This is a genomic window from Pseudoalteromonas sp. S2721 (assembly GCF_005887425.1).
In the GTDB taxonomy this organism is placed as follows: domain Bacteria; phylum Pseudomonadota; class Gammaproteobacteria; order Enterobacterales; family Alteromonadaceae; genus Pseudoalteromonas; species Pseudoalteromonas simplex.
Map to the genome: position 1 here is coordinate 269,177 of NZ_PNCZ01000006.1, position 12,516 is coordinate 281,692.

Annotated in this window: 9 protein-coding genes, 1 tRNA gene and 1 pseudogene; 7 read left to right on the forward strand and 4 right to left on the reverse strand. The window is 40.9% G+C overall.

From position 1 onward, the window contains the following. Window positions 1-298 precede the first annotated feature (298 nt). Complete coding sequence (gene lptF / locus CWC02_RS02770) at window positions 299-1,411, forward strand: LPS export ABC transporter permease LptF (protein WP_054552637.1); 1,113 nt, start codon at window positions 299-301, stop codon at window positions 1,409-1,411. Continuing rightward, window positions 1,408-2,475 carry an LPS export ABC transporter permease LptG gene (gene lptG, locus CWC02_RS02775; RefSeq protein ID WP_054552636.1) on the forward strand — a complete coding sequence of 356 codons (1,068 nt, stop codon included), beginning with the start codon at window positions 1,408-1,410 and terminating at the stop codon, window positions 2,473-2,475. The genes lptF and lptG overlap by 4 nt, the downstream gene beginning before the upstream one ends. Before the next feature lie 62 nt (window positions 2,476-2,537). Here lptG and CWC02_RS02780 read toward each other — a convergent pair whose 3' ends face one another. Further along, complete coding sequence (locus CWC02_RS02780) at window positions 2,538-3,038, reverse strand: RDD family protein (protein WP_138616290.1); 501 nt, start codon at window positions 3,036-3,038, stop codon at window positions 2,538-2,540. Window positions 3,039-3,458: 420 nt separating this feature from the next. On the opposite strand from CWC02_RS02780, the gene CWC02_RS02785 reads away from it, so the two are divergent. The 4 genes from CWC02_RS02785 to CWC02_RS02800 all read left to right on the forward strand — a co-directional run bounded on the left by CWC02_RS02785 (window position 3,459) and on the right by CWC02_RS02800 (window position 7,707). Further along, a tRNA-Leu gene (locus CWC02_RS02785) sits at window positions 3,459-3,543 on the forward strand. A 519-nt stretch (window positions 3,544-4,062) separates the two neighbouring features. Then, window positions 4,063-6,234 (forward strand): putative bifunctional diguanylate cyclase/phosphodiesterase, encoded by a 2,172-nt coding sequence (locus tag CWC02_RS02790; protein WP_054552627.1) that lies wholly within the window; start codon window positions 4,063-4,065, stop codon window positions 6,232-6,234. 47 nt (window positions 6,235-6,281) lie between these two features. Continuing rightward, window positions 6,282-7,295 (forward strand): fatty acid desaturase, encoded by a 1,014-nt coding sequence (locus CWC02_RS02795; RefSeq protein ID WP_138616292.1) that lies wholly within the window; start codon window positions 6,282-6,284, stop codon window positions 7,293-7,295. A 1-nt stretch (window position 7,296) separates the two neighbouring features. Then, window positions 7,297-7,707, forward strand: a complete 411-nt coding sequence (locus CWC02_RS02800; protein WP_054552625.1) for a GFA family protein — start codon at window positions 7,297-7,299, stop codon at window positions 7,705-7,707. A gap of 14 nt (window positions 7,708-7,721) precedes the next feature. Here CWC02_RS02800 and CWC02_RS02805 read toward each other — a convergent pair whose 3' ends face one another. The 3 genes from CWC02_RS02805 to rhlP form a co-directional block, all read right to left on the reverse strand. After that, on the reverse strand, window positions 7,722-8,936 hold the full coding sequence (locus CWC02_RS02805) for an MFS transporter (RefSeq protein ID WP_054552624.1): 1,215 nt from the start codon (window positions 8,934-8,936) through the stop codon (window positions 7,722-7,724). Between the two features lie 66 nt (window positions 8,937-9,002). Further along, window positions 9,003-11,060, reverse strand: coding sequence for a TonB-dependent receptor (locus CWC02_RS02810; RefSeq protein WP_138616294.1), 2,058 nt, complete (start codon window positions 11,058-11,060; stop codon window positions 9,003-9,005). Between the two features lie 88 nt (window positions 11,061-11,148). After that, complete coding sequence (gene rhlP, locus CWC02_RS02815; protein WP_138616296.1) at window positions 11,149-11,961, reverse strand: rhombotarget lipoprotein; 813 nt, start codon at window positions 11,959-11,961, stop codon at window positions 11,149-11,151. 250 nt (window positions 11,962-12,211) lie between these two features. On the opposite strand from rhlP, the pseudogene CWC02_RS02820 reads away from it, so the two are divergent. Then, window positions 12,212-12,516: pseudogene (locus CWC02_RS02820) on the forward strand (hypothetical protein); the annotation flags it as partial.

The window sequence follows — 12,516 nt, forward strand, 5'->3', positions numbered from 1 at the left end:
TAACCTTAATTTATAAGGGTAAGAATTTCTTTTTCGAGTCTTTTCTTACATTTTTTAGTTTAGTAGCACTAATCTTAGTACATAAACCATGACTCTATTTATGTGTTTTTGAACTTTATCTTAATGTGAATATCAATATCACATAATAGATGTCATCTGTACCATTAATGCAAGATTATATACGCTTGCTAGGTATGATATTTGACACTGATGACATATAATAAAGTGAGTAAAATAACTAGTTTACTCAAAAATCCTTACTATTCCAGTGAAACTCGATGTTTAACAGGGGCGAGCATTGCTAATTTTTCGTTATTTGACCACTGAAGTCTTCAAGTCGCAGGTCGCCGTATTTTTAACTTTGATGACTATTTTTGTGTCTCAAAAGTTTGTTGTTATTTTAGGAGACGCCTCTGAAGGGGGTCTTCCAGCTAAACTTGTGCTTTCGATGATTGCGCTAAAACTTCCTCAACTTGCTTCACTTATCCTGCCTTTGAGTATCTTCTTGGGTATTATTTTGGCGTACAGTCGCATTTATGCTGACAGCGAAATGACAGTTTTCAGAGCCTGCGGTGTCAGTGAGTGGTACGTAGTTCGGGTAACGCTTATCTCAAGTACTGCCATGGCTATTTTAGCTGGTGCCCTAACTCTTTATGTCGCACCATGGGCCAGTGAGCAAGAATATCAATTAAAAGAACAAGCAAAAGCCGATGCTGGCTTATCGGCATTACGTGCTGGGCGTTTCCAGCAAACAGGTAACGAAAAAGCGGTCGTTTTTATTCACAACATTGAAAACAGTGGTAAAGAGCTACACAAGGTATTTGTTGCGCAGTTACCTGATCGTGAAAAAGGTGACTTAGCCCGTTTAGTGTATGCAGAGCGTGGTGTGGTGATTGAACAAGATAACGGTGAACAGCAACTTGTTCTTAATGATGGTAAGCGTTACGAAACAGACGGCGAGTCTGCTGCTTTGAACTTAACTGAGTTCGATGGTTACAGTGTACAAATTCAAGATCAAGAAATAGAGCACCAGCGCCGTAAGTTAGAAGCAATTCCAACCCTTGATTTATTGAAAATGAAAACCTCTGAAGCTATTGCACAGTGGCAGTGGCGTTTAGCTATTCCACTTTCAATTCCATTATTAACTTTACTCGCGGTGCCTCTGAGTGTGGTGAATCCGCGCCAAGGTAAATTCGCTAAATTAGTGCCCGCAATTAGCTTGTATTTAGGGTATTTCATTTTGTTGAATGCCGCTAAGTTTGCTGTTGAAGATGGAAAAATACCGCCTTCAATTGGCTTATGGTGGATCCATTTATCAGCCTTGTTTATTGGTGGTTTCTTGATTATTAAAGGTCGTCCGCTCGGCGCATGGTTAAAGGCAGTTGTGACTAAGCGGGAGTTAAGCGCATGATGAAAACACTCGACTGGTATTTAGGTCGCAGCATAATTCAAACAACCGGTTTTGCTTTAATGGTGCTGGTAGGTATCAGTACCCTCATTAAGTTTATTGAGCAGTTAAAATCAGTTGGCCGTGGTAGCTACGATATTGCAACAGCGTTGATTTACACCCTGTATAGCATGCCAGGTGATTTAGTTATCTTCTTCCCAATGGCAGCATTGATTGGTGGCTTAACAGGTCTAGGCGCATTGGCATCAAATAGTGAGTTGGTTGTTATGCAAGCGGCGGGTATGTCACGTTTGCAAATTATTGTATCAGTCATGAAAACCGCGATGTTTATGGCTATTTGTATGATGGCGCTAGGTGAATGGGGCGCCCCAGAAGCACAGCTCAAAGCAAAAGAAATACGTAACCAAGCGATTTATGGTGGTGATGTATTTAATGCTAAGCAAGGTGTGTGGGCGAAAGATGGTAGTAACTTTATTAATATTGAAGATGTCGATCAGCAAGGTACTTTACGTGGCGTGCATATGTATCACTTTGATAAATCGTTGCAACTTACGCAAATTACTAAGGCAGAAGAAGCATTAAATCGTAAAGATGGCTGGTTACTTCGTGATGTAAATAAAGTCATGATCACGCCAGAGCAGATCACGACTGAGCAGTACAAAGAAGAGTTCTACGACTCGCAACTGACTGCTGAAAAATTAGGTGTTGTATCAGTTAAGCCCGAATCGTTGTCGTTTACTGGGCTTTGGTCTTATTTAGGTTATTTACAGCAAAATGAACAAGATACTAGCACCTATGAGTTGGCGCTATGGCGCAAAATCATGCAGCCAGTATCTATCGCCGTTATGCTATTAGTTGCTCTGTCGTTTATATTCGGACCACTTCGCACAGTAACCATGGGCGCACGTATAATCATGGGTGTCATAACTGGTATTACTTTCCACTTAACCAATGAGATATTTGGTCCTGTGGTAATGGTTTACCAAATACCTGCAGTGGTTGGTGCTGTGTTACCAAGTCTGTTGTTTATTGGGTTTGCAACATACCTGTTGAATAAACGGGTGTAAGATTCGTTTTAAATCATAAAAAAGCGTGGTTTGAACCACGCTTTTTTATGCTTGATTTGCCTTTAATCAAGTGAGCGATAAATACGTTTGTTTTCTTCTTTAGTTAAAGTGATCACTTCAGTTTTTGCGATGTAATCTTGCAATGCGCGTTTATTTTTAAAATCGACCAACACCACTAAGTTACCTAAACCTAATAGTGCAGTAATTGCTCTGATTGCACCTTGATGCCAGCTAATTAAATGGCCATCGAGGGTTTGCACCTTCAAACGCCACGCGCGCATACCAATTGTTTGGCCGCTTTTAGTCCAAAAGTAACTAAAGAAACTGATACTCACTATTACTAATAATGCGCTACGGATACCGTATAGTAAGGGTGAATTTTGAATGAAAGCAGAGACATCTTCGGCGTCACCAATGCTAAGTAACTCTAAAGAAATAAGCCCTTGAATAGCTAATAAATACAGTACAGTTGTCAGCATCGCAAAGGCAATGATAACCAAGGTATCGTAAATTAAAGAGGCAAAGCGGCGCCAGAAACCGGCACGTGGAAACTCAGCTGACATAAACAATCTCATCCAATTAAATTGCGCAGTAGTTTAGCAAAGTCCTTCGCAAACAAGAAATACTTAACGGCTGTTTAGTATGCTGGGAACTGAACTGGCTTTGCTAACCTTAAATACACAATCAAAATGAGTATGCAAACATCACTATTTATTAAAGCAAAACCCACCATACCTTTAATCATCCAAGCTTTAAAATTTCAATACCTATAAAACTAGTAGGGTAGTGGGCACTGACAAACTCTAAAGTTAACAACTTGTTTAATTATTGTGCGGTTGATCAGTGACGCCGCACAAAACGCTTGCTGCCTTACCCATTCTTTGTATAATGCTTGGCATAGAGACAAAAGCAGTAAAAAAAGCTTTCGCTCTAAAGTGGTTTTTCTTTATCTTCTCGTGTTTAGAAGGTTAAAGAAAAATGAAGCCAGTATGATGGAATTGGTAGACATGACGGATTCAAAATCCGTTGCCTTCGGGCGTGGCGGTTCAAGTCCGCCTACTGGTACCACTTTTGAACCCTAGCCAATTGGTTAGGGTTTTTTTATGCCTGAAAAAAGTAGTTAGCGGACTTGAGCGCCACGCGAGGCATGGCACTGAAGCAAGTAAAAGTCCGCCTACTGGTACCACTTTTGAACCCTAGCCAAATGGTTAGGGTTTTTTTATGTCTGAAAAAGCTACCAGCCATCAGCTGTCAGTTTTTAGCCGAGCGGTGCGGTTGTTGGGTTTTGAAACCACCCTCAGCCCCAAGGGGGTATTTTGCCTAGCACCCAGAGCCTAACACCTATAACTCAAATCTAAGTACTAATTCACCCCAGATTAAAATAACTTTTGTTCTATTTATAACCTGTAAACTTCAAACTATGCTTACTTTTGAAATAACCATGAAAAATGTATGCTTATTTGTTTGAAAGTTAACCGCTTTCGACTAGAGTACCATGGTGTTTAAGTGCTTAATATAATAGAATTTACCGTCTTTAGTTCAGGTTAAGTCAGACTCTTAGCGGAAAAAACGGTTGGGTGGCATAACATGGGTACATACGATTTAAAGCGTATTGTTGAAAGTATTTCAAATCTTAAAAGTGAGAACTTTTATAATGCAATATGCCTATCTTTATCAGAAGTGCTGGGTGCTTCGCATGTTTTTTTGGCTCAAGTCGATGAGTCAACTTTATATGCGACAACCATTGCTTTAGTTGCGCATGACGAAATAGTTGAAAACATCAGCTACGATATTCGCTGTACACCATGCAATGATGTCAGCTGTGGCAGTGTTTCAAGTTACAACTCAGGTGTTCAGCAGCTATTCCCTAATGATCAATTGCTTGTTGATATGGATATTGAAGCTTATGTGGGTGTGCCATTACAAAGCATTTCTGGCAAGACAAATACCATTCTGGTAGCGCTTTTTCAGCATGAAATAAGTGATGCGTTATCAATCGAATCTTTCTTTTCGTTATTTACAGGTTTAATCCAGCGTGAAATTGAAAAAGACCGTTTCATTGCTAAGCTAGATTTTTCTAATCAGTTAATAGAACAAAGCCACGAAGCTATTTTTATCTGCGACCACAATGTAGAAATTACCTATGCAAATACTGCCTTCACTAAAATGACGGGCTATTCGCTGGACGAAGTCTTAGGGGAAAACCCTAAAATTTTAAGTTCAAACCAGTATGATCCACATTTTTATAAAGCTATGTGGCACCAGATTAATACTGAGGGCAAATGGTCTGGTGAAATTACCAATAAAACTAAGCAAGGTAAGTTATATACGCAATTTTTATCAATAACCAAAATGCAAAATAATGCTGAGGATTGCTATGTGGCGTTTATTTTAGATATTACCGAGAAAAAAGAAGCTGAGCGAAAAATTTATTTTCACGCTAACCACGACCAACTTACAGGGTTAACTAATCGTTTTTACTTTAAAGAGTACTTGTGTACTTTAATTTCGTCTCTTGCATATCAAGATGAAGTAGATACAAACTTGGCAGTAATTTATTTTGATGTTGATAAATTTCAGAATATTAATACGGTATATGGCCTAACATTTGGTGACAAAGTTTTATGTAAACTAGCTGAGCGACTTGAAAGCTGTTTTAAAGAATCAGCCTTTTCACGAATAGATGGTGATAGCTTTGCTATTTTACAAACCTATCAACATATTAGTGAGCTAGAACATGTTTGTAAGCAAATTACAGCATTGTTGGTTGAGCCTTTTTCAATTGGTGGTATTAGCCAGCAAGTATATGTAACTCTTGGGATCAGCTGTTTTGAGCAACGTTATATTTCATCCTCTGAACATAAAATCGAAAAAATAGCACGCCGCTTGATAAGACAAGCTGAGCTTGCAACTCTCAATGCAAAGCAAGCTGGTACGGAGTATTTATTTTTCTGCACTGAAATGGATAACAAAATAAAAACACAAAACTTGCTTATAGATCAGCTAACTTTGGCAGTGAAAAACGACGAAATTGAAGTTTATTTTCAACCTATTATCGATATAGAAAATAACACGGTTGCTAAATTCGAAAGTTTAGTGCGTTGGAATAATCAAGGGCAATGGGTATCACCTGCGGAGTTTATTCCGTTAGCAGAAGAGTCTCGAGTGATTATTCCACTTGGTGAGCTGGTGTTGGTTAAAACTTGTCAGCAAATAAAAGCGTTAGAGCTGCAAGGTTATAACGATGTTGTTTTTAACGTAAATCGGTCTTTATTTGAGTTTACTGAGTTTAATCCTGAGCGTAATGCATGGCTTGAAATTATCAACAATCAAGGGGTTAAGCCGTCACAAATCTCTTTTGAATTAACTGAAAGTGTTTTAGCTCCTGAAAATACTAACCATCTCGATGTGCTTACTCAATTAAAAGAGGCGGGTTGCTTAATTTCATTGGATGATTTTGGTACCGGTTATTCATCTCTTAGTTATTTACGCCGTTTCCCTGTTGATGTACTCAAGCTTGATAAGTCTTTCATAGATGAAGTTCATGTTGATTTAGGTGACGAAGCACTGGTTAAATCGATTATCCAAATGAGTCGAGTATTGGGTATTAAGGTCGTTGCTGAAGGGGTTGAAGAGCGCGAGCAATTGGCGGTGCTTACCGAAGCAGGCTGCGATTATATCCAAGGCTATTACTTTTCTAAGCCATTACCAGCAAATGATGTAATACCATTTTTAACGCAATTTTCTCGAGAGCAGTAGATATTTACGGTATGATTTTGGTATTAAGCAGTTAGCAAAAGCTTACTATGTCAAAATTAACCGCAAAGCAAAACATCAAGGCGATTGTTACAGCCATTAAGGCCGAAGAGCAGTCGTTAAGAGCGCGTTACCCTATACTTAACCAACAAAATAAAATTGCGATGGTAATTCTGCTGGTGTCGTTGTGTTCACTATTCGGTGTTGCAACACTTTATTACTTAGCGGTTATTCCCTCGTGGCTTTGCATCATTCTGGCTGCCTTTATTACCTCAATATCGCATGAGCTTGAGCATGACCTTATCCATAAGCAGTATTTTAGTAATCGTCCTTTTATACATAACTTTATGATGTTAACCGTGTGGCTTATGCGGCCTAATACGGTGAACCCTTGGTATCGCAGAAAGATTCATTTATATCACCATAAAGTATCCGGCACCTCACAAGATTTAGAAGAGCGTTTAGTAGGCAATGGTATTAAGTCGCCCTTGTTGAGAGCTTTGGTCATTACTGATGGCTTGCTAGGCTTGTTAATCAATACCAAGCGATTTAAAAAAGAAATTAGTGGTTTTAAGTTCTTCCGTGTATTTAATGCGGGCTTTCCGATTGCTACTGCGTATTTTGCGATTCTTTACGGGGTAATTGCTTATTATGCAGTGCAGTTCGTACAGCCATTTACATTGCCGCCGTGGGGAGCTGAGTTATTGGCGATGGCAGAGTTTTTAATGGTGGTACTTATCGTGCCTAATATTATTCGTTCGAGTTCTCTTAACTTAGTGACATCTTCAATGCATTATTATGGCGGTGTAAATAATTTGCTTGAGCAAACGCATGTGATCACCAGCCGTTGGTTTTTACCGTTTCAGCTATTCTGTTTTGATTTTGGCCGCACCCACACAATTCATCATTTTGTGCCGAATCAACCCTTTTATATCAGACAATTGATCAGCAAAAAAATACATCCTATTATGGCTCATCATGGGGTACGTTTTAATGATTTACAAAGCTTGAAACACGCTAATCATTACCCTGTAAAAGAGCTGTCATCTCAACAAGGAGTTTAATATGAAGGTTACCGGTCGTTGTCATTGTGGTGAGGTAACTTACCATGCAAACGTTGATGAAAATAAAGTGATAAACTGTCACTGCACTGATTGCCAAATTATCTCAGGTGCGCCTTTTCGTACGGTTGTGGTGTCTGTGCCAGATGGAGTTACCTTTACAGGTGCTAAGCCAAAAGAATATATAAAAATAGCTGAAAGTGGCAACCAACGTGCGCAAGGGTTTTGTGGTAATTGTGGTACAGCTTTGTACGCGACTTCTGTCGGTGCAGGTGAACGTATTTATGGCTTACGTATTGGCGCCGTAGAGCAAGCTGATGAGCTCATCCCTAAAGCGCATATTTGGTATCGCTCACATAAACCTTGGCTCGATAACCTGAGTAATATGAGCGCCTTTGAAACCGCACCTAAATAGCTGCGGTTTCATATTTATTGTTGGCCGATGGTGATATTTCGACCACTTAAGTAACCAAATAAAGCACACAATAGGCTTGATGCCATACACAGCCAAAGTGCTCCCGCCCAGTTGTTGAAATAACTATGTAAGGCGCCCGCAATAATAGGGCCTGTGGCAGCCAATAAATACCCGATACATTGCGCCATACCCGATAACGCAGCGGCTTGCATTGAGTCATGAGTACGTAGGCTTACAAATGATAAGCCTAAGATAAAACAGGCACCTGAGCAAAAACCTAAGGTGACTGACCAAAGCATCGCAAAACTAGGTGCAACTAATAATCCAACAGAACAAAGCGCGCCAAGTAATGCCAAGCTTAGCGTTAAGATGCGTTGATCTTTTAATTTGGCAAGTAGTGGAATAAGCACAATACCTGGTAGCGCAGAGGCTACTTGAAAGGCGCCTTGCAAAGCGCCCGCGTGCTGCGCACTATGGCCACCTTCTATTAAAATACTGGGTAGCCAACCAAGCATGATATAAGTGAAAAAGGAGTTAAAGCCGAGCAATAAGGTGATTTGCCAAGCCAGTGCAGAGTGCCAAATTTTGTTTTGTGTATTGTTTGACACATATGCCTGTTTTGGCATGGTATGTTGCTTAAGTTGTGGTAACCACACCATAATAGCCAGCACAACCAGTAAAGCATAACTGGCAAGCGCCAATTGCCAGCCAAGTTCTTTGTATTCAGCGAGCGGAATGATGAGTGCTGAATAGCTGCCACCAAATATGCCCATCGCCAAAACATAACTCGACGTCATTACTGCCACTTTGTGTGGAAAGTCACGCTTTATTAGGCTTGGTAATAACACATTACCAATCGCGATACCGACACCAATTACTGCGGTACCAATAAAAAGCACGGTGGCAGAATCAATAACCCGAGAGACAACCCCTATACCTATGAGTACAAGGGCAATAAACAGTGATATTTCAAGGCCACACTTTTTAGCAAGACTTGCCGCCATAGGTGAGGCAATGGCAAACGCGATTAAAGGTAAAGTCGTCAACATGCCGGCTTGCGATGCATTTAACTGAAACTGTTCAATGATCTGTTCAAGCACCGGTGCAATACCAGTGATAGGGGCACGTAAACTGGCTGCAATAAGAAAAATGCCGAGCACTAAAAGAAGGTTACGAATTAGATTTTGAGAAGATGTCACGCTGTTTAGGAGTAATAGCAATAGGTACATTTATCATACCAAAACACTAAACAGCGTGGGTGAACTATGAGATAGCTCACTAAAAAATGCGGTTACTTAAAACTGATAACTTGCTGATAACATGGCGTTGCGCGGTCTACCCGGAAAGTAGCGATCGCCACTAAATGTAGTGTAGTCAGCACGCTCTGCGTAACGCTTGTCGGTTAAATTGTTTATTCGCGCAGTGACCGTAAGGTTATCTGTTAGCTGCCAAGCCGCTCTTAAGTTTACTAATGAGTGACCTTCGTAGCTATGTTGGTTTTCAGGGTCAGTAAAGTAGCTGCTGGTGGCATGTAGCTCAAGACCAACACGTGTCATGTCGTTTGCTTGCCAAAGTAGCTGTAAGTTAGCGATGTTACGTGGTGCAGTATCAATGAGATTACCATTGATATTAATCCCGCTGAGTAATTGGTCATAACTGTATGTATGCTTGGCGTGACTCGCGGCTAACTGCATCGATAAGCTAGGCGTTATGGCATAAGCTAACTCAAGCTCAACACCACGATGCTGGGTTTGGCCATCATTGACATAATAAAAATCACTGTCGCGGAAAATTACGTTCTTTTTATTCATTGCATAAAAGCTAACTACATAATGCAGCTGTGCTTGTTGACCTTTTAAACCAAGCTCTAGGTTTTTAGCTGTTTCAGATTTCAGATCTGCGACATTTTGTTCGCGTTGTAACTGATAAAGCTCTGCCGCTTGCGGTGCTCGATAACCTTCTGAAGCATTGGCGTAGATAAACTGGTTTTCAGCATATTGATAGCTTAAACCAAGCTTAGGCGAAAAGTTGGTAAAGCGATTTACACCGCTTTCAGGTCGAGAATAGCGACATCCACCCATTGCGCATGGAGTACCATCTTCTTTTGTACGACCAGCCAACATATGGTTGTTGTAGTCATATCGCATACGCTCGTATCGGCCACCAAGGCTGATAAGTAACTCATCAAGTTGCCAATCAAGGTTCACAAACGGTGCTAATAGGGTGCTTGTTACTTGATAATCATAATGTTTGCCTTGAGGCACGGTGGCGACTAAAAATGCTGAGCCTTGAGTGGGACTGTCTTGATATTGTAAGAAGTCAGCATCTGTAAGCTCACCATCAAAACCAACAGTTAACAGGCTAGAACCTGTTAGCTTATGCTGCCAGCTTGATTGAAGGCCAACACCTTGCTGAGCATTTTCTTCAAGGGGAGTACCCGGTAAAAAGTGCTTAAAGAAGGTCATGTTTTGATCGCGGATATAAGGCGTTAGGGTAAAGCTGTTAGCCTCATCTTGTGTCCAATTTAGCTTGGACCAAACACGCAAAGATCGGGCTTTACGAAATGCATCAGGATCATAATTAGACTGAGCTATTTGCTCATCCTTATAGCTTTCAAAGCCCTCGATGTAGCCAGCCGTTTGTTGATCTAAATGGGTGTAAGTCAGGCCTGTATTTACACTTAGTTTTTCGCCATCAAAACGGTGACGAAGCGAGAGCTTTTCTTGATCAACACTTTCGTCATCGCGATAGCCTGTATCTCGGGTGATCGTGGCATTAATGCCTAAACCTTGTTGGCCAAAGTCACGCCCCGTACCAAGTTTGTAGCGGGTGTAGCCAAACGAGCCGTAATCAAAACCAAGTTGGTTGTGGTCATAGGTCGTATCTGGCGTGATCACGTTGACTACACCATGCACTGCATTTGAACCATAAAGGGCAGAGCCCGGGCCTTTCAGTACTTCGATACGTTCAGCCATTTCTGTGTGGGCTTCGAATAATTCATTGATGTTGCAAAAACCAGCTGCGCGAAGTGGAATACCATCTTCAGCGGTAAGTAAGCCACCGCAGGCACCAGCACCAGAAAGTACAGGCGAACGTAGAGCGGGTAAATACTCTTGGCCGTTACCGTGTTGAAGATTAGCACCGGCCACTTGCTTAAGGGCTTGTTCAATATGGGTAGGAGCGATTAGGGCTAGTTGCTTTTGTGAAATACTGCTGACCACAACAGGGAGTGGATCTGCCAACACTTCGCTGCGCGAGGCGGTTGTTGTAATGTGTTCTAGCTCATTATTAGCGAAAGCTTGATGGTTAAATAATGAGGTGCTCACAAGCACTGAGAGTATCGACAACTTCATGAAAACCCTTTGGTTAGGTACAACAAAAACCAAAGGGTAACTGCTTTTTAGGATGGGTAAAAGCTTTCGCGATTAATAACTTTGTCTGTTATGCGCTACGGCGATGTACGGCAAAACCTGCCAGTACTGCAACTAACCAAAATAAGCTACTGCCGCCAGTACCATTTCTGTGCGTGACATTAGCTACTTTTTCTTCTTTAACGCGGGTTTTAAATTGCGCCAATTCCGCATCGAGATTCGTGATCATGTCATCAACAGCGCCATTAAAGCTTGCCAGCGATTGCTCTTTAGCGACTTCATCGATGCCAATCGCTGTGCTGCGTTGCTCTGCTTTATGTATACCTGGAGCGCGAAACAGCATTTTTCGACTTTTTACATCAAATACGGCGGTATCTACAAAGGTTTGTACTGAGTTTTCATTGCCCGGAATCACATATAAACCAACAATCGTTAGATATAAAAAAGCGGCGTTATTTTCTAGGCTTTGCGACACTTGGTCGTAAGAAACAAGCGCCATAATATCCACATCATATAATCGTGATACTTGTTCTAATGTGGTAAACCCTTCGCCGCCTTTTAAATATGTGCTTGGGATCACTTCAATGCGGTCAATATAGTCATATTGCATAAACTGCTTTTTAACTTTGTTCAGCAGTGCCACTTCGTCACCGTGGTGTAAGCCATCATTGTACTTGTTAGGAATAAAGGCAATCCCTACAGTGGCAGGTAAGTTCAAAGTTGGGATCGTTGCTTGATGGGCCGCTCTGTCTTGCTGGTCTGGGTAAAGATACTCAACCAATGAACTTGATTGCGTTTTTTGATTGCCATATTGGCTCATCATGGCACTACAGCCCGTTAGTGCAGTAATGCTAATGACCAAACACCATTTTAGTAGATTCATAAATTATCCTTATTATGTAGTGAGGAAGCGTTTGTTTATGTTGCAAATATAACGACAGACGCCCAAACGGAACTGTAACTCAGACTCGGTTTTTCGTAAATAGTGCCAAAGTAGTTTAAAGAAATGTAAAGATTGGCTTTTTAATGTGTTGATATGTAAGCAGTTGCGTTTTTAAATTGTAACCCTTCATCTATGATTCAGGCTAAAACGTTAGGCTTTTTACCAAGAGCAAACGTTGAGGGTCTCTATTATGAATAAATTACTTACTATCTCAGTTGCCGTTTTAGGTTTGAGTTTGATACCTATGGAAGCAAACGCGAAACATGATCGTGACCATGATAGATACGAACATAAGCACGAACGTAAAAAGCATAAGAAGCATAAAAAACACCACAAACATCACCATCATGACAGACATGATCGTTACGATAGATACGACCGTTACAGCTACCGTGATTTACCACCCGGTTTATACAAAAAAGTAGGGCATGGTGGTGGCTTACCACCAGGTTGGTATAAGCGTTATCACCATGGTGATATTCTTGACCGTGATAT